The organism is Siansivirga zeaxanthinifaciens CC-SAMT-1, from assembly GCF_000941055.1.
GTDB classification, from domain to species: Bacteria; Bacteroidota; Bacteroidia; order Flavobacteriales; family Flavobacteriaceae; genus Siansivirga; species Siansivirga zeaxanthinifaciens.
The window spans coordinates 2,933,171-2,954,199 of sequence record NZ_CP007202.1; the positions used below are offsets into that span (position 1 = coordinate 2,933,171).

10 protein-coding genes are annotated in these 21,029 nt (G+C 34.3%); all 10 read right to left on the minus strand.

The features are described from left to right. Nucleotides 1–19 precede the first annotated feature (19 nt). The 10 genes from AW14_RS14995 to AW14_RS13010 all read right to left on the minus strand — a co-directional run bounded on the left by AW14_RS14995 (nucleotide 20) and on the right by AW14_RS13010 (nucleotide 20,985). Nucleotides 20–1,276: a hypothetical protein gene (locus tag AW14_RS14995; RefSeq protein ID WP_179944496.1), complete on the minus strand. Its 1,257-nt coding sequence runs from the start codon at nucleotides 1,274–1,276 to the stop codon at nucleotides 20–22. Nucleotides 1,277–1,340: 64 nt separating this feature from the next. Continuing rightward, nucleotides 1,341–3,029, minus strand: coding sequence for a sulfatase family protein (locus tag AW14_RS12970; protein WP_245617596.1), 1,689 nt, complete (start codon nucleotides 3,027–3,029; stop codon nucleotides 1,341–1,343). Between the two features lie 86 nt (nucleotides 3,030–3,115). Beyond that, nucleotides 3,116–5,764, minus strand: a complete 2,649-nt coding sequence (locus tag AW14_RS12975) for a hypothetical protein (protein WP_044639193.1) — start codon at nucleotides 5,762–5,764, stop codon at nucleotides 3,116–3,118. 18 nt (nucleotides 5,765–5,782) lie between these two features. Further along, a complete protein-coding gene (locus AW14_RS12980) occupies nucleotides 5,783–8,758 on the minus strand; it encodes a sugar-binding domain-containing protein (RefSeq protein WP_044639194.1) in 2,976 nt (991 codons plus the stop codon). 44 nt (nucleotides 8,759–8,802) lie between these two features. Beyond that, a complete protein-coding gene (locus AW14_RS12985) occupies nucleotides 8,803–10,572 on the minus strand; it encodes a glycoside hydrolase family 43 protein (protein WP_044639195.1) in 1,770 nt (589 codons plus the stop codon). 33 nt (nucleotides 10,573–10,605) lie between these two features. Then, nucleotides 10,606–12,762 carry a beta-xylosidase gene (locus AW14_RS12990; protein ID WP_052647515.1) on the minus strand — a complete coding sequence of 719 codons (2,157 nt, stop codon included), beginning with the start codon at nucleotides 12,760–12,762 and terminating at the stop codon, nucleotides 10,606–10,608. A 10-nt stretch (nucleotides 12,763–12,772) separates the two neighbouring features. Continuing rightward, entirely contained in the window at nucleotides 12,773–14,170 is a 1,398-nt protein-coding gene (locus AW14_RS12995) for a cellulase family glycosylhydrolase (RefSeq protein WP_044639196.1), read from the minus strand. A gap of 163 nt (nucleotides 14,171–14,333) precedes the next feature. Continuing rightward, complete coding sequence (locus tag AW14_RS13000; protein ID WP_044639197.1) at nucleotides 14,334–15,935, minus strand: RagB/SusD family nutrient uptake outer membrane protein; 1,602 nt, start codon at nucleotides 15,933–15,935, stop codon at nucleotides 14,334–14,336. Between the two features lie 10 nt (nucleotides 15,936–15,945). Then, nucleotides 15,946–19,029: a SusC/RagA family TonB-linked outer membrane protein gene (locus AW14_RS13005; RefSeq protein WP_084708890.1), complete on the minus strand. Its 3,084-nt coding sequence runs from the start codon at nucleotides 19,027–19,029 to the stop codon at nucleotides 15,946–15,948. A gap of 297 nt (nucleotides 19,030–19,326) precedes the next feature. Further along, nucleotides 19,327–20,985, minus strand: coding sequence for a GH39 family glycosyl hydrolase (locus AW14_RS13010; RefSeq protein WP_044639198.1), 1,659 nt, complete (start codon nucleotides 20,983–20,985; stop codon nucleotides 19,327–19,329). Between the last annotated feature and the right edge of the window lie 44 nt (nucleotides 20,986–21,029).

Here is a 21,029-nt window from a genome sequence, read left to right on the forward strand (position 1 = left end):
AATTTTAATTATTAAGTAATTATTTCGCTGAAAATGAAGATGGTGCATCTTGAACTTCCTTTCCTTTTCCAGCTGGAGCAAAAATAACTCCTGCCCAACGTCCTCTGGTATGTTCTTTACCATCTGCACTACCAATTTTTGCTGTTACGGTTATGGTATCCCCTTTTTTAATATCTATATTTTCCCATAAAGCATTAAAATTATAACCTTCCTCAAAAAGATGGACTGATAATGGTGGTTGATAACTACCAATTTCCTTATTATTAATAATTAGTGTATAAGCAGAGCTGCCATCATTTTCTCCAACCCCAACGAAAATGATATCATATCTTCCACTTTCAAATTTAAAGGTAGTACTTGTACTTGCTTCTTCGCTCACTTTGGGATTTATAGCTAACCAATTTTTACCTTCTTTATAAAATTTAGTGTTGCTTACTGGAAAATCTTGGGCGGGTATTACCCTATTTTGTGATGTGAATGTTGCCACATTTTTAAAATAAGTTTCATTTGTTGTTGGTGATGCAACTTTTGAAAATGGAGCTGGTAAAACACCTTCTGAAATTAATAAATCTGGACCTTCTTGCTTCGGAAAATAATTTTTATTAGTTGTTAAAATAAACTTATCGAATTCGAAACCGTCTTCGCGCATACTAAATTGAATGTCGTGAATACCTGGTTTTTCTATATCTAAATAAATTTGATGCGGTACACCACAATGAAATTCTTTGGTTCGTTGTTTGCTAGTCCATGTCCAGCGCATTTTTCCATCGCACCATTGCATGCGTTGCCCACTTTCAGGCCAAGTCCCATTAAAACCAACATGCAATCCATTATCTTCACTACCCGTAGAAAATGCTCTTACCCAAACATAATAACGTCCGGGGGTATTTATTTTTACTTTATAATGAACAACAGCCATGAGTCCTGGCTCGTTTGTAAAATTTTCACCTTGACTTATTTTATCTGCATGGGTTACACGCTCATCTGGTAAAATTTCAATATATGCGTTGTTACTGGCACCAAAACAATGTTGCTCATCTTCATCACGTCCAACACGAGGAACTTCATCTTTTGATGTTCTAAACCATGATCTTATTTCAGATTTACTTTGGGCATAAAAATGTTCAGCTTCAACAGCCAAAAGTCCTTCTTTTTCTTCAAATACAAGTTCTTCACTAACAATAGGCGCATTAAATTTTGTTGCTTGTCCTTGTACTACCTGTCCAAAAATAGCAAGCAATAGGGTTGTCCTTAAAATTTGACTAACTTTATACATTATAATCATTTTAATAACATTTTAAGTATGTTTTCGCATACTTAAAACATCGTAGTTTATTATTTTATCGCTTATAATTCTTTAATAAAATTTCTTCTGTTTTACTAGATTTAAAGCCAATACGATGTGCCTTAACAAGTATTTCTGATGTTTCAGAGAGCGATAAAGGCTGTTTATAAATACTCCAGGTTTTTGGATAGGTACCATCGCTGTTCTTAATTTTATATCCAATAGATGCCCCTTCGGTTTCACACGTTATGATTAACGTATCTTGTGCATATTGAATTTTAGGAGTTGTTGTTACGGGTTGGTTTTCATTACCATTCCATAGTTGTTTAATAAGTTCTCTTTCTGGTAAGTTTGGTGCATCATTAATATCTTGTAACCACCTATCCATTTCTGTACTTAATTCTAGTAATTTTTGGCTATATATCGGATTATCGGCTAGATTATTAAGCTCGTGTGGATCTGCAAGACAATCAAATAATTCTTCTGCGGGTTTGGTATCTCTAAACCATTGCTTTTGAATATCATTTAATTTTCCTTCGTCACGTAAACGTAACAATTCCTTCATGGTAGGAATCTGCTCTCGATAGCTAAGTGGCAGGTAATAGCCTTGTTCTGGTTTGTAATTTCTAATATACTTAAACTGCTTGTCACGAACTGCTCTAATAACATCGGTTACTTCGTCGAATCGGTCGGCAGCAGCGTGAATGTACTGCCGTTCGTTTTTAGATTTATATTTACCCAAAAAGGCCTGACCTTGCATGTATGGTAGCGGTTCTTTACCCGTTAATGAAAGTAAGGTAGGAGCAAAATCTACAAAACTAATTAACTGGTTGTCTTTAGTTCCTGCATTCATTTTTTTTGGAAACCGAATAATCATGGGTGTATTTAATCCCGAGTCGTAAATTAAACGTTTACCTCTTGGAAGTGGTCCACCATGATCGCCATAAAAGAAAATGATGGTATTTTCTAATAAACCATCGTTTTCTAGTTGTTTTAGAACCGCTCCTACTTGTTTATCCATTTCAGCAATATTATTATATAGCTTCCACATATCTCTTCTTACCACATCATTATCTGGTAAATAGGGCGGAATTTTAAACTTGGTATCTTTTGGTAAATGTACAGGCGTTTCGGCCTCGGTCATATTTCCCGATTTCCATTTGTAAATAGTATCACCTGCTTTATAATGTCTGTTTTCAATATGCCTAAAACCATAGGGTTCAAATAATCCAGATTCGTGGGTGTTTGTAAAATTGAAAACAGCATAGAATGGTTGGTTATCCTTTCTATTTCTCCAATGAGCATAGGGACTACTTTCATCCCAAGCGGTTTCGGGTGCCTTAAATTGATAATCTTCTTTGTAGTTATTGGTGCAATAATAACCATTGGTTCGAAGTAATTCGCTTATCATTTTTACATCAGACGGAGGAACTGCTTCATAAGCCGGTAAGCCTGTTACTTCGGTATAAGAATTAACGCGCATATGATTAGCTCCAATACTTGTTGGATACATACCCGTTGCAATAGCAGCTCTACTTGGTGCACAAACCCCCGAGGTTGAATATACATTTGGATAAATAACCCCTTCATTCGCCAAACGGCTTAAATTTGGTGTTTGAACTGTTAAATCGCCAAAAGGCGGAATATAGGCGCCCATATCTTCGGTTACTAACCATAAAATATTTGGTTTTTGAGGTAGTAGTTCTTCTAACGAATTTTCACTGTCTTTCTTTGTTTCAACCAATTTATTTTGGCAACTTAAAAAAATTGAACAAATTATGAGTATTGATAAAATTCTAGACATAATATTATTTATTATTTTATTTCCTTCTAATGCGTTTTCGCTAATTTTACGACGAAATAAGGCGCTAAATTCTCCTCATTTAGTATTCCTGGATGCATGACTACATGTCCATTTTTAGAAATGGTAGTAAAATAAACAAGTAAATCATATTGTGGGTTTAAATATTTAGCTGGAATATTGGCGGAATAATTATTCCCATTCCACAACATTGGTTGTTCAATAAATTTGCCGGCAGTCATATCTGCTATTCTAAAATGTACCTTTGGGGATTGTTCATTTTCTAAGACAATGCCTGTTAACAAGCTTACCTTCAAGTCGTTGTTTGGATCAAAAAACTCAGGAATGATTGCTTTAAATTTGTTAGAAACAAACGAATAATCTTCATTTAACTGTTGAGTAAAACTTAAAATTGGGTTATTTTTTTGTTTACCAATAATATCTTTTAATTTTATTATATCCTTATCAATTTCAGTCAATCTATCTTTCCAAGTACCATTGTCGTGCAAGAACATTGGTCTAGTATGATAAATTAATTGGGTTAAATCAACAATATTTTGCCAATTTTTTCTGGCGGTTTTCATTTTTTCTAAACACGATAACAAATAGCCACTATTTTTAGTTTCTTGAAAAAATACAAAATCGGTTGATGCTTTTATTTTATTTGAATGATAGGCTGCTAAGGCTGCAGTAATTTTTAAATCTAATTCGTTTGTACGGTACTCTTTTTTAAAAAATTCAGGAATATCAGTTAATTTTACTTTACTCAAAGCTTTTAAAGTTTCTTTTGAATTTTTTTCAAAAAGATTGGCTAATTGTACCGGATTTATTTTTGGTTTAATTTCTTTGTTTAATACATCTTTTACATATTCTTCGATGCAGTAAAATAACCCAGGATCGCCAGGTTCTGTAGATTGATAGGTTCTCCCTTTTGAAACATAAAACGAATTCGCATTATTTTCACTAAAAAGAGCGCCGCCACTTTCAATTTCAGCCCAATTATAATTTGCTGGATGATATGTTAAATGCGAAGAAGTAATAAGAGGTAAAACTTTTCCAGCGTGGCTATAAGCATCTAAAACCGCTTGGTAAGAATGCCCATAATGTTCTTTAAATGCTCTTTTCCAAACCTGGTCACTACAGTTTTTTGAATATCCTAGCCTACCAAAAAGTAGATACCAAGACCAATATCGTTCGTCTTCCCACTTAAAATACTCATTGGATTTATCTTGAAATAAGTTCCATGAATTTTCTTTTCTTGTTAAGGGTGGTGTTACTTGAAAACCTTTACTACCACCAAAACTAGTTGTATAAGAAAAACGCTTTACATAATCTGGATCTGCCCAAGTAAACATTCTAATAGTTCCTAACCCCCATAATCTATAAATAAAATCAAAATCTCTTGAATTATTTAAAAAATCTGCATAACCATAACGCTGGCGCTTATCTATATTATCTAACATAGCTAATTCGCTCTTTCTCATTTCGGTTGGATGGTAAGGTAATCCTACACCTTCCCAAGAATATTTGCTAGTAACGCTTAAATTAATTCCGTTTTCTAAAACCCATTCGCGCATTTTAACAGTTAACCCTTTTGCTCTAATATCTAAAAAGAGTTTGCCTTTTTGTTCTATATTACTATCGCCAATTGCTTTAATAATTTCTTTCCAAAAATTTTCTGCAGTTTCTCCAAAGCCACCAATACCCGATTCGTAGTTAACTCTAAGTTGAATACCATCAATTTCAGGAACTTTTTTTAGAAGTTCCTTCATTCCATTAGAACAATAACTTGTAAATGCTTCGGTGTTGTTTGGAAGCCCATCAATTAACTCATGGCTCATTCCGTGGCCCCAAATTCCAAACACAAATTCGAGTCCGTAACTATGACATATATCGCCAATTCGTCTAAGTTGGATTAAATATTCAGTTGGTGTTTTTTTGTAATTATTTTTAAGCTTTATTTCTTCAAAACCAGGAACTTGAAAAAGATATGGATAAACAGGAATCATAAAATCTTCGTTTTTTCCATCGTTGTAACCTGTAATTAACGTTAGTCTATTAAATCGGTTAATTGCCAATTGACTAATATAGTATTGCCAGTATTCTTCAGAAAAAAACCAAGAATCATCGCGCTCATCTGTAATAAATTTATCAACGCCACGAACCTTATTATCTGGAAATTCTACTGTATTTTTTAATTGGGTTAAAGCAATTAGTCCTTTATCTTTAATTTGTTCGGCCAATTCACTTAGAGCATAAAAAAGTCCTTTGGAATCGGTACCTCCAATAATAAGAGCTAAGCCCTTGTTTGGAGTTTCTTTCCATTGATAAAATACACCCTCTGATTTATTATTGATAATTTCTGGATTATCGGAGACTAATCTTCTAACAACCGTATTCTCTAATGTCCCTACAATTAAATTTACTTTTCGACTGCTCTGTGTCCAGTGTTGAATTGTAGTTATTGTACCTCCAGCGGCTTTTATTGATTTATATAGTTTTTTTTTACCTTGTTCTATTGTGGTTTTATTATTACTAAAAAAAACTGTTTTATCAATTATTGTAATTGCATTATTAAAAATAAGTTCATCTTTATTTAAGTTCTGTCCACTTATTCTTAAAGTAGATGTTACTAGGCTTAGTAGTAGAAAAAAATAAAGATGAACTTGATATTTCATATTATTAAAATGAACTAATTATTTCTTTTTCGCCATCACGACATACATCCTAGCGTCTTTTGGGGTTTCTCCATCACTATTTCCGGACATTACAACGCTTTCTCCTGCTTTTACTTCAAGTTTGAAAATAGACATGGTAACATCACCTAATTTAAAATCATCTCCGGTATCTTCATACTCTTCTAGTAAGAATTTTGGTCTAGGTACGCGATCGTCGTGACCAACATAAAGTATCATGTCGTCTCCAGCTATAAATTGAAGTAAATCTCTAGCCCAATAACGACTATCAGAATTTGGCATTCGAACGTATTCACAACCATTTAAATATTTTGGAATTACGGTGTAGTTATATGGAAGGTCTGTATACGCCTTTTTGCCCCAAAACACATTGGTTCTTAATACCGCGGGCGAATCTCCGGTATAACTAAACTTCTTAAAGAGTAAACTTTTATTACTTACACCTACCTCGCCTAATGGAATTTTAGGAGTATGAGCTGGCAAAGGCTCTTCTTTAGCTACAACGTTATAAACTTGCGGCATTTCTGAAGTTAGACCATTTTTAAATTTTACTTTTTTAGATGCAATTTCTAAAGTTGCAGCTTTTAAACCATCGCGTTTTGCAGTGATTTTAACTTTCCCTGATTTTAACAATGAACGAATTGCAACGCGGTTTATACCACATTCTGTATCTAAATAAAGGTTATTAGTAGTGTTTTCTTTACCACTATTATAACCACCACGCCAAATACCTGCACCCGAAAACGTAAAATCAATACGCCCCTTATCTAATGGGCATCTATTGCCATCTTTATCTACTACTTCTACATCGATAAGTGCAATATCGGAACCATCGGCTAACCAGCCTTGAGGTCCTGTAATGGGTGTTAACTTTATAGCAAAAGGTTCGCCAATTGTTTTTTTAGTTTGCGAGGTTCTTAAAACATCGTCAATATAAGCTTCTGCTCTTATTTCACCCGATTTCCAAGCTACCTTATCAAATTTATATACATATCCATTATCTGGTATAGAGTCGATGCCTATTAACTCATTATTTACAAAAAGTTTTACTGCTGCACAATTGGAAATAACGTAAATAGGTTTTGTGGTTTCTTTATCATAATTCCAGTGTCCAACAATATGAACTTGTGGTTCTAGTCGCCACATAGATTTTAAAGCATAAAAGGCTTCTTTTGGTAAACGAACGCCATCTACTTCACCACCGGCTCTTGTTACTTCGGTAGGACATCTTCCTCCATGTGGTCCATCGGAAAATATCCAATTGGCTCCACCACTATGGTAAGGCTTTTTTCCCATTTTATTCCACCAATGATCGGCTTGTTTTACAGCAAATTCTTCGGAGGCAAATTTATAAGTATTACGATCAAAATTAGGGTGATTAAAGAAATTATCGTCTCTAGAGAATTCATCCCACACACGTCGAGGTGATTCATCTCTACAATATTCACTTTCTATAATTGGTAAGTTTGGATATTCTCCTTCCCATCCTTCGGTTCCAATTTCAATGCTGATATAATTTTCGGAAACCGCTGCATTATCGGCACGTCTATTTCCCATGAGGCGTTTTCCGTTGGGATCGAAGGTATTTATGATATCTAATATCTGTTCATAATGTGCTGCACTTTCTGCCCAATTGCCACCTTCCCAAATAAAAATAGATGGATTGTTACGGTAGTAAACTATCATATCGCGAAATGCTGCAATACGAATGTCCCAGGTTTCGCCTTCGTCTTCAGATTCTCCTGCTACTCCTGGCATTAAAGTTACGAAACCGTATTTATTCCCCATAGCAATCTCAGCTGGTGATCCGGCACAATGCCCCCATCTAATAAAATTACCGCCAGCTTCATCCATTAATTGATAAGTGAAATCGCGCAACCAGTCTGGCAATGCAGCTCCTAATCCTGCCCAACTATTAGTTGGTTTTTGTCCCCAACCATGTAATTTTGCATACTCGCCATTAATATGGAATCCGGTGTCTTTATTAAACTCAAAACTTCTAATCCCTAAAGGGGTTTCGTAAGTATCTAAAACCTTATTGTTTTCCTTTACAGAAGTAACTACCTTATACATATAAGGATTTCTAGTATACCAAAGTTTTGGGTTTTCAATTGCTAATTGGGCATCAAAAATTAATTTTTGGTTTCCTTCTATAACATGATTATTAGAAACTTTTTTAACTATTTTTCCCGATGCATCGACAACATGGTTTTCAATAACTATATTTTTTTTATTGTTGTATTCGTTAAATATTTCAGTTTTTACAGTTATATCGGCATGATTTTTACTAATATTTTCTGCATATAAATAGGTACCTACTGTTTTTAAATTATCATATAACGGTAGGGTAATGTGTAAGGGGTCTACTGCATGTAAAAATACATTTCGATAAATGCCGCCATGTACAGGATGCCAGTGTTCGTGATTCCAAACCAATGGGAAATTATCTCTAAAATCATCACCCCTATCGTTATTTACTTTAACAGCAATAACATTTTCTTCATTATATTTTAAATACGGTGTTAAATCATATCCGAAAGGAATAAATCCGGTTTGATTTTTACCTAGATATTTACCATTTATATAAACATCTGCTATTTGACGAACCGACTCAAACTCTATATAAATTTTCTTCCCTTTGTCTGATTTTGGAAGTTTAAAATGTTTTCTGTACCAAACGGTACCACGCCACTGTTCTGACTCGCCATAGTGACCTCCGGGACTAAAATTATCAAAAGTATCGACATCGTTAAATGTATGTGGACAACTTACATTAGACCAGGATGCATCATTAAAGTTAATAGCCTCTGCATTGGCGGGGTTTTCTCTTATAAATTTCCAATCTAGATTGAAGTTATATTTTGACCTATTACCTTGAGTTAAATCTTTTTCAAGTTCTTGTGCTACTAAATTACTAGCAAAAAAACATAATAAAATAAAGGTTGCTACTATATTGTAAAATTTTAATTTACTCATTTCATTAATATATCTTTATTGTTTAAAAATTTTGTGCAAAGTTCTTATTTTGCTTTAGGTCCATCATAATCGTAGGTAAACCAATCGACATCGATATAACCAGCATCTTCTTTTTCATTCCATGAAAAGAAACCTAATCGGTCTCCTGTCCATTTACCAAAAGCAATTACAAAAACTGGACCAAATCGTTTAAATGTTTTGCCATCTAAGCTATATTCATAATTGGCTTGATTGCTTGAATTTGATGTTCTTACATATAAATCGTTTCCTGTTATTTCTGGACCTTCTGTTTTAACACCCATAGGATCCATATAAAACAATTTTTTCTTGCCATCTTCACTCACATTTACGCCTAATAAATTAAAAGATCCTCCATATCTAACAAATCCGGCTAATTGATGTGGTTGCATTCCTGAAAGATCAAATTTAGCTACCGCTGTACCAGTGGTAATCCCCATGATACGCTGACTTAAGGTATTGCAAGCTCTCCAAAAGTCGGAATCTGACCCATCATTATTAGTCCATTGATTTATGTTTGGCCCATAGCCTTTTTCGTTTGGTAAAACCTTACTTGCTTTTAAACGTAACCACCCTGTTCTCTCGGTTAAAGACCAATGCGTATTTCTTGGATTATGGTTCCATTCCCATTGTGATCCTAATTTTGTATTAGAAAAATCATCATCGGTACTTGGTGCTGCAATAGGATACCCATTTATTGGTTTTTTATATTGTTTTACGGGTTCACCAATACCATCATTATCTTCATCAACACCTATTATTGGCCATCCATCTACCCAGGTTACAGGTTCTAAACATTGCGGCCTGCCTTGAAACGGAATATCATCATTTTGAATTAATTGATGCATATACCACCAAGATTTATCGGGTGCTTGCATTAACGCACCTTGGCTACAACTGCGATTATTAAAGGCTGTTCCTTTTTCTAAAACAGTACGCACTTCATATGGCCCATAAATATCATTGGTTTTTGACCTTAATACAATTTGCTTTCTGTCGTTTTTTGGATTTTTAACACCTGGTAATGTTGAGTTATCTCCCATCGTCCATTGCGCCAAAAAGATATACCATTTACCTTCAATCTTATAGATTTTAGCGGCTTCGGCTCCCATTCCTGTATAGACTAACTTCCCTTTACCAAGAATTTTTGTGCCATCCCAACTCATTTCATAAATTCTGTTCTCATTACCTTCAATGGTGTTCTCAGGACTTTTTTGTTTGCCCGCAGTATTTATAATAATATATGCTTTATGTGTTTCTTCATCCCATATAACTCCTGGATCATCTAAAACTTCCGACTTAGGAAGCATCATTATGGGCTTACTCCATGGCCCCGCAATATCCTTTGCGGTACTAACCATTAAACCATGTTGGTAATCTATTTGATAACAATACCATGTACCTTCATGATACGCCAAATCTCCAGCCCAAACTCCAAAAGAGTAGCCATTCATTCTATCCCAATTATATTCTGGGGCCCAAGACAAACTTTCAAACACGTGTCCAACATTGGTCCAGTTTACCATATCTTTAGATTTCAAAATAGGCATACCAGGAGACATGTGTTGTTTAGATGTAATCATATAATAGGTGTCTCCTACTTGTTCAATATCTGAATCTGGATAGTCGGCATTTAATATCGGATTGATGTAAGTGCCATCCCCTTGATCTCCCCAGCTTCCTGTCTTAGCTTGAGCAAGTTCATTATTATTACTAGATCTTTCTTTTTTTTGTTCTGTTTTACATCCAAAACAAATGACTATTATGAGTAGAAAAAACGATTTTAAAAAATTCATGCTTAGTTTTTTATTATTGCGATTAAAATGTAATTATTGCACCCTTAACGTTACTTTTTGTAAATCTTTTTCGAGAGATGAAGCCCCTATTGATATGGTAAACGTACCTGGTTCAACTATTTTTTTCATGTTTTGATTTAATATATTAAGTTCGTCGAAACCCAATTTAAATGAAACCGTTTTAGTTTCACCTGGTTTTAAATTTATACGTTTAAACCCTTTAAGCATCTTTAAATAACGTCCTACAGAAGCAAAATCGTCGCGAACATACATTTGTACAACTTCATCGCCAACACGAGTTCCTATATTTGTAACTTCAACAGAAACTGTAGTTGAACCATCTGCATTTATTATAGACTTATCTAATTTAGGCGTGCTATATTTAAACGTTGTATAGCTTAATCCGAAACCAAAAGGAAATAATGGCGATTTATCACTAGAAGCATACTGCCCTTTGCCAGAACCTATAAAATCTGGACGTTCGAGATAGGTAACTGGAATTTGACCAACCGAACGCGGAAAGGATACGGTTAACTTACCTCCAGGATTCACATCACCAAAAATGGCATCGGCAATAGCATCACCAGAATGCATACCTAAATACCAAGTTTCTAAGATAGATGGTATATTTTCAGCAATGTAATTTATCGATAAAGGACGACCATTAATAAGCACTACAATAATTGGTTTTCCTGTTTTGTGAATTGCTTCTACCAATTCATTTTGAACACCCATTAAATTCAAATCGTCGCGATCGACTCCTTCTCCGCCTGTTCTTCTCGAACCACCTACAACAAGGACCACAGCATCCGATTTTTTTGCGGCTTCAATAGCGTCTGAAATTCCTGCTTTAGAATCGCCTATTAAATCACACCCTTTTGCATAATTAATAGTAATCTTTCCTTTTGTTTTATTTTTAATACCCTCTAAAGCCGAAACATAATAAGGTGGTAAACCCGAATACCCACCCAACAAAGCATAAGTGCCTTTAGCAGGTTTTTCTTCATGGGCATTAGGTCCAATAACCGCTAATGACTTAATTTTATTAATATCAAGCGGTAACAAATTGTTATCGTTTTTTAATAAAATAATTGCTTTTTTAGCCATTTCGTAAGCATAAGCCTGATGCTCTTTTTTACTAACAATGGTATCTGTTTTTACTTCCTTTTGCTTTGAACCGAAAAGTCCTAATTTATATTTTGCTGTTAAAATTCTTGAAGTTGCTAAATCTACGTATTTTACTAAATCTGGGTTTTTAGAAAGTGTATCTTTTAAAACATTTGAATGATAGGCGTATAAATGAAGTGGTTTTCCTAAAACCAAATCCATATCTACCCCTGCTTTTAAAGCAAGTATAGCCGCCTCTGCTCGTGTCTCGGGAATAAAATGCATGGTTTGTAATCTTCCAACGTCGTTATTATCGGATACAATAAAACCATCAAACCCTAATTCGCCACGTAATATATCGTTAAGCAACCAAGTGTTCATATGACAAGGCACTCCGTTAAAATCTTGATGCCCAGGCATAATACAAGCTACTTTTGCTTCTTTTACTGCCGCTTCAAAAGGCGGTAAAAACACTTCTCTTAAACGACGTTCAGACATATCGCTAAATCCACCATTAATACCACGTCGATTTTCTGGATAGCCCACAAAGTGTTTCGCTGTGGTTATTATGTGATTTTTGTCTAATCGCTCGTTGCCCATGCCTTGCATTCCTTGAATAAAAGCGACACCCATGCGCGAAACAAGATAAGGATCTTCACCATACGATTCTTCTACACGACCATAACGTGCATCGCCCGAAATAACATCTAAATTAGGCGAATAACAGTGGGTTATATTTAGTGCTCGAGCTTCTAAAGCAGTTTGAGATGCCATTTTTTTAATCAATTCAGGATCCCAAGTAGAACCACAAGCAATGGCCTGAGGATAAACGGTAACACCATCGTACCATAAACCATGTAACCCTTCTCCAAATTTCATGAATGGAATGCCTAAGCGAACGTTAGCAGGTGCATCTTGTGACATTTCTGCTATTTTTTCATCCAAAGTCATCTGACTTAAAAGGTTTTCTACATTCTTTTTAATTTGAGTGTCACTTAATTGATTTGATTGTGCACATACTTTTTGAGAATTACAAACAAAGAATGTAATTACAAAAAAAACAACTATGTTTAACTTTTTCATTTAGTTTAGATTATTTGTTAAAATTTCTTAAGCCAGGAACAATTTTAATTGTATTTATTTGATTGTCTTTTGGCCACTTTAACACTATTAATTTTTGAGCTTGTGCATCCCAAATTATATTGTTTGCATTAAAATAATCTGGAGATTTGAATGTTTCTAAGCCGACATTTTTTAAAGGATTGTAGAACACAACAAGGTCTTCATTAATAATTACAGAAAATCCATCTGGATAATGTCTATTAGCTCCAACAAATATTTTAGATAACCCTTTGCTATTAGCGCTTTTTATTTTTAGGTTAAGTGTTCTAGTGGCATGGTTAAATAAAAACGACTCAATATCTCCTGCTATGGTTTGAGGAAATGGTCTTGCAATAACATCTGTAATATATTTACGCTCTACGGTGCCAACATCGGTGCTATCACTAAAAATGGACCAAGTTGATGGTCCACCAGGAAGAAAATGCTGCATGGTCCTATTTCCTAAAAACCAAGCTTTTATAGACCCAACCCCCATACGATCGAATACCTCGGCAGTTCTAATGTAAAGTTCTCTATATTTTAATTGTCCAAGGTTTCCTTCTATTAAAGTATCGGTTGTTGCAAAGGTAGGAAACCCCCATTCCCCAATTAAAATGGGAGCGTTTAGCATATCTGATTCATTATCAAATCGATCCATCACAGGCTTAATAAAGTCTATTTTATTCTGATAAATATGCGGTGCGAAAATGACATTTTTTCTATTGATTGGCGCTGTAATTTCAGCATATTGATTGTTATCAATACCTTCGCCTTTATTCATAAAAATAGACTGAATTAGTATTTTTTTATTTGGATTAATTTTTTGACTTTCATCAATAATTTGCTGATATAATGGAATTAGATATTTTTTTGTTAAGTCTGAATAAGTAATATCCATAGTTAACTTTCTGGGTTCATTCACAACATCATAACCCAAAACAGAAGATTCTTTGGAATATCGATTCCAAATAACCTGCCAAGCATCTATATAGGTGGCATACTCGCCTTTTTTATTTAGCCAAAATTCTTCCCAAATAAATTTATCTACACCATAAACGGTCATTTTAAATACCGTATTCATACCGGCATTTTTACCCAATGTAACTAAAGAATCTAACTTAACAAGGTAATTTGGTTCGAGTTTGCCTCCAGGAAAATTACTTAACTTACCTAGTTCTAAACGTATTACTTGGGTATTAGCCCCCATGCGAACCATACGCATATAATCGTCACTATTAAAAAACACTTCTCCTTTGCCGTCGTTGGTATTAACTACAAATCCTCTGGGAATAATATGTCTGCCTGAATCATCTCTCAATCCATGTTTAATTTGAGATTGAGCAACAATACTAATAAGTAAAAAACAAAAAATAGTGACTTTAAAATGCATAAAAAAGTTTAGTTTAAAAATAAAGGGCAATTTAAAACATGATTATTTATTATGTATCCTGTATTGTACTGATTTACCATAATAATATCAATTTATAACGATTTACAAAAAAAAGACCGAAATATAATTATTCCGGTCTTTTCAAAACTAAATTAAAAACTTATTAATTTCGGTATCCATTATTTGTTGGATCTGACTCCAATAATTTAGGGTTTAATTGCAACTCAGATAATGGTACTGGTAATAATATATGATGAGGTCTAATATTTTCATTAGGTTTCCAAAAACGGTATTCAAGATTTTGAACTACATCTAATAAAATACCCCATCTAATTAAATCATATCTTCTGTGAGCTTCACCAGCCAACTCCCACTTCCGTTCATCATAAATAGCTTGTCTGAATTGTGCTTGTGTTAAACCTTTGATAGCCTCAGCTTCTCCAACTGTTGCATAAGCACGTTCTCTTATTTCTTTAATATATTCATAAGCCGTAGTTGGATTACCACCAGGACGCTCATTCTCACACTCAGCAGCCATCAAAGCAACATCAGCTAGACGAAATACCATTCTATTATCGGAGTGATTAAAACGTGGAGAAGAATCTAATTTTAAATTCATAAATTTTGGCATGTACGGAAATGCTAGCTCAAAACCTAAATAGCTATCTAAAACATTTAGTGGTCTTCTCAAATCGTTTAATGGAAACTTAGCCGCAAAATCTTTAGAGGCTATTTGTAAGCCTGTGCCATTAAAGGCTTCTCCCCTAGCTGTTAATGCAGCCGATAATGCAGCTCTTTGGGATGTGTTTTTAGGTTCGTCTCGTAAACGAGGATTAAACATACTCGGTCTCCAGTTACCATTTCCCCAAGCAGGGTTTAAGGTGCCTCCTGCTACATCTACTAGCCCTTCCTCGTACTGGCTACGAATATCCTTGGCAAAATCTAAAGACCAAATAATTTCTGAGTTATACTCATTATCTGGATTAAAAACATCTGCATATGAGGAAAGAATTTTGTGATTAGAATTATTTATAATTTCTAAACATTTATCCAAACCAAGTTGCCATTTTTTTTCTTGCATGTAAATTTTTGCAATTACAATTGAAGCGACCCATTTTGAAGCTCTTCCTCTTTGAGCTTCTGGATAAAAAGACTTCAATTTACTTTCGGCAAACTCTAAGTCGTCCAAAACACCTTCTAAAATGGTTTCTTTTGGTGTTCTGCCCAGAGTTCTAATTTGATTAATATTAATATTTTCAGTGTAATACGGTGCATCTCCCCATAAATTGGTAATATGCCAATAAGCTAAACCCCTTAGAAGTCTAGCTTCTGCTATAATATCTGTTTGTGCACTTTGAGAAATTGCAGCATTACCATCTACTCTATCAACAATAATATTACAATTTAAAATTATTTTATAAAAGTCTTTCCAGGTATCACCTACACTCATTCTTTGAACAGATTCATCAGCTACGGCCTCGTTCATTGTATAATTTCCTATAGCTTCAACGAAATTTGCTACCCGATTAGGCTCAATAATATCAGCTCCGTTATCGTAAAAATGATCTAAACCTACTTGTCCATATATAGAATTATTTTTATAAATAGCGTAAACGCCAGTAATGGCTTGTCTTGCATCTGATTCTGTTGCAAAGAAATTTTCAGGTGCGATAATATCTCTAGGGTCTTCTTCTAGAAATGAATCACAATTGTAAAATGAGCTAAGTGCAAGTAATATAAATATATATTTATTTATTGTTTTCATATTAATTTGATTAAAAAGTTACATTTAGTCCTATGCTAATAACCTTTGCATTTGGATACTCTCCGTTTGAAAATCCTTGAGCAATATTTCCTAATCCAGTATTTCCATAACGACTTGTTTCAGGATCGATTAACCTAAAATCTGATAATAACAATAGGTTTGTTCCTGAAGCATAAATGGACATTGCTTTAACACCTTCCCATCCAATTTTATCTACTGGAAGGTTATAAGTTAATTTCACATTCTTTAAACGTAAGTGCGTACCATCTTCAACATCCTCAGAAGTAGGAGGAATACCTGTTACTCCATCGGAACCTGCTCTAGGTATATTAGATAATGGATTATCTGGTGTCCAACGATCGGCTATCTCAGCATACTTTGGATTTTCACCGCGGGTCCAAAAATTACCTCTAGTTCTTAAATTATAAACTTCATTACCAACGGTACCTTGAATGTATACGTTTAAATCAAAATTTTTATAACGAAAGTTATTTTCAAAACCATAAATTAAATCTGGAAATGGATTACCTAATACCACATAATCTTCGTTAGATATGATGTTGTCTGCTTGATCTGGGATACCGTCATTGTTAGTATCAACTGTTAATTGGTTTTCAAATCTTGGTCCACCAACTACTTGAGAACCTGGCAACAAACCAGAAGCATCAATTTCTGCTTGACTCTTCCAAGTACCTAAGTAATTGGCTCCAGTAAATACAGGGACTGTTTCGCCTACTATAAGACGTAGATTACCAGCACCTACAATTTGATCTACTACCAAATCTATGAAATCTTTACCTCCAAGATCTAGTATTTTGTTCTTGTTTGAAGAAAGGGTTAATGTAGACCCCCAAGTAAAGTGATTATTTCTAATGTTGGTTGTGTTAATTAAAAACTCCCAACCTTTATTTTCAAGCGACCCTACGTTTTGTAGCTGTGTTTGAAAACCTGTTTGCCTAGGAATTGATACATCTAACAGTAAATCATTTGTTTTCTTACGATAGTAATTAAACTCTGTAAATATTCTACCATTAAAAAGCGAAGCTTCTAGAGCTATATCATAAGATGACGTTGTTTCCCATTGTAAATCTGGGTTTGCGGGTCTTCCCAAAGTTAAACCCGGTAATTCTACCCCATTATAAGATGTATTAGCTTCCTCATAAATAGGCAAGGTACTATAAGGTAAAATAGCCTGATTTCCTGATTTACCATAACTTGCTCTTAACTTTAAATCACTAAATACGCTTTGGTTTTGCATAAATGGTTCTTCAGAAATTTTCCAAGCACCTGCTACGGATGGGAAAAATGCATATTTATTACCAGGTGCAAATTTCGAGCTACCATCGCTTCTTCCTACTAAAGTTAATAAATATTTGTCTTTATAGCTATAATTAAGCCTTCCAAAAAAGGATACAATTTGTTCGCTTACAAAGCTACTTCTTACAACATTTCTAGTTGGATCAGTTCCTAGATTTAGGTTATTAAACTGTGTTGCATCGGTAGTAAAACCAAATGATTGCGCTAGAACAGACTCACTAGAACTCTTTTGAAAAGATGCACCTCCAAGCATAGTTAAATTATGGTTTTCTCCTAATTTTGTGCTGTATTGAATCGTGTTTTCATTGTTCCAGTTTAAGCTTGCAACTGAAGAAATTCTTGCATTTCCAGTCTCGCCCACAACCGTTAGATCTGGTCTTTGGCTAGAAGTAAACTCGTTTCTCTTGCTATTATCAATCTCAGGATTAAAAGTAGAACGAATAATTAAATTTTTAATGGGACTGTATTCTAGATACATCGTTCCCAAGAAATTAGTACCAATTGTTTCATCAGTATCCAATTGAGCTGTTGCTAATGGATTGTTAAAAGGCGCCCCAATGACATCATTGAATCCATTGAAAGATCCATCATCATTATAAATAGGTTGCGTTGGCAAAATATTTAATAATCCGCCATAAGCTACAACACCATTGTCTTGCTTTATTCTGGAGTAATTAACTCTGAATCCTGCTTTTAATTTATCACTTAATTTAAAATCAACATTTGATCTGAAAATATATTTTTCAATTCCAGAATTCTTTATTAATCCGTCTTGATGGAAGAAATTCAAAGAGTTATAATAATTTACATTACCATTTTCAGAAGAACCAGCAATAGATAAATCGGCATTATAAATTGGTGATGGATCTAGCAATAAATCAAAATAATCATTATCTGGGTAATCAGATGGATTCCCAGGAAATGGTTCTGCAACGCCTCTAAAACGAGCATCCTCGTTAGTATAGGCAATTTGTTCTGCTTGAGATAGAAAGGCAGGCCTTTCTGGAACCAATTGAGTACTTGTATAAATACCCACATTTACTTGGGGTTTACCCCCACCAATATTCGCTCCATTTTTTGTAGTTACCAAAATAACACCATTAGCCCCCCTAGATCCATAAATAGCTATAGAAGATGCATCTTTTAAAATCTCAACCGATTTAATATCATTGGCGTTCAGATTATTCAAATTAAAATTAGTGCCTACAATAATTCCATCGACAACCCAAAGCGGTTGGTTATTTCCAGTAATAGAGTTTCCTCCTCTTACCCTAATAGATGTTCCCGCACCAGGAGCTCCACTTGTTTGAGTAACTTGAACACCTGCTGCTCTACCTTGTAAAGCTTGATCTACTCTTGCAACGGGGAGGCTAGCTATATCTTCTGAACTTATTGATGATACAGCCCCTGTTAAATCAGATTTACGTTGGGTACCATATCCAATAACTACAACTTCGTCCAATTTGTTGTCGGCAACTAAATTCACGTTAATAGTTTTTTGGTTACCTACTAAAACGCTTTGAGTTGCGTAACCAACATACGAAAACACTAATGTGCTTTGTGGACTAGCTTCAAGGATATAATTCCCATCAAAATCGGTACTCGTTCCTTTTGTCATACCCTTAATTAAAACTGTAGCCCCCGGTAATGGTTGTCCATCTGCTGTAACAGTTCCAGAAATTGTTTGTGAATTAATCACTATAAAACTGGATAGTGCAAAGAATAAACACAACCAAGATTTTTTAAATCTTGGAAATGAATTTAATTTTAGTTTCATATTTATTTAGTTAATTGGTTTATTAAGCTAAATTTATATAGACTCGATATGTACTCTATCCTGTTTTGTAAGGGTGAAAAAATAAAATGATTAAATTTTTAGCATTTTATTTTAATATAATCGAATAAAAGTGTTAATAAATAAGCGATATAAGAATTTTTATATTAAAAAATTACAAATGACATTTTTAACTTAAAAACAAGAATATTATTTAGTAAAAATGTAAACCAGTTTAATAAACTAAACAATTAATCAGGTGTTTTAGGTTAATAATTAACTAAATAAATTTGAATAATATTACTGAGGAATTAATTCTATTAACTTAACACTATGTGGTTCTAATTCTACTTTCAGGGTAAGATTTCCGTCCTTTTTGTTAACAGTAACATTGCTTGCTGTTTTAGACAGTTTAGCCAGATTTTCATACTTAGCCATATTAGCATTTAATACATTTTCCCAACCGGTATTAAAACGATCGGAAATGCGATTAGCATAAATACGACCATTACTTATCTCACTTATTCCAGCATTACGAAGGTCTTTATATAACTCGTGCATCATGATGCTATTATTCTTATCAACAGTCCATTCGTTCATGCTCCACTTAGTGCCACTTGCAATTAAGCCGCCTTCTAACCTTGGGTAAATCGTATTTTTATTTGTACTTGTTCTACTTGGATTATGATTGTACACCAATAAATAAAAAGCATTATTTTTTTCAACAGGTATTACACCAGCATATCCTGAAAGATTATGATTTGCCTGAAGTCTATTACCACCTTCCATCATTTGAAACATTTTAGAGACATTTCGTCTTCCTTGAGGCAAGTTACTCCCTTCAATTTCTTGCCCCCAATCATAAATTTCGTTAATTTTATACTTAAATGCCATTTCGGCAATGGTTGCATACCAACTGGCACCAAGTTCTGTTGCATCGTTTAAACTAACACCTCTTTTCGCATTTTCGTCTCTTAGCATACCGAATTCGTGTATTTCAAGAGGGATATCTGCAAATTGAGAGTAGCTATCCAAACTATTTCGATAAGGTCCAATATCGCCTGCTAGTTTTACGGTATTTTGATCTATTTTTTCGTAATAAGAAATACAAAAAAAACTCATTTTTGTACCTTTTTGTCCCGTTACATAATTGGTTCCATTAGCGCAATGGTCTATAAGTTCTGTTTTAAACTTAGCAACACCTTCGGTAAGCATATTTCCAGGCCCAATAATGGCATCTGGAATAACTTTTAAAACTTCATCAACCGTTATGTCGTAATGTTTAAAATAATCTTCTTTGGTACCACGCCAGTGGTCTGGACTATAATTAGGTTCTGTTGCTACTCTAAAGCGCCAGGTTTTAACCTCTGCCATTCCAAATTCGTTAACTAAGGTATTTAAAAAGGCGTTTATATATTGTCTCCATAAATTATAATCTATTGGTGGCTTAGAATTTCCATAAGTGTCTACTACTTTTGGCAAACTCATCTCCCATGGCACATTATCTAAAACAATACGCGGCTTTAAACCTGTAAGCCTAAAGTTACGCATGCTTGTAAGGAGTCCGCTAAAATCAGTAATAATATTACCAGACCCATCAACGCCTTGGTAATACTCGTTTAAGTTATCGGTTCTTCCACCAAGCATTCGCACTAAATTATAGCTCTTCACATACTCTTTAGCGTTTTCTACTTCTCCAGTTCTAAATCCTGAACTATTAAAACGTGTTTGGTTTATCATTGGTCTTGTAGACCAAAAATTATAAAACGTTCCCACTACTGCCCCAGTGTTAATGGTTACTAGCTTAGCAGGATCTACTGGTGCTTGAGGTATTTCTGGTTCTGGTGTTTCAATTATTTCTTTTTCTACATCCTCAGACTTTGAGCAAGTGTAAAAAAGAGAAAATGCAGAAACAAACAACAAAAAGGCAACTAATTTCCTAGTTTGCGCGTAAAACATATGTGATTTTCTTTTTAGTTAACAATTTAAATGAAAACATCTCT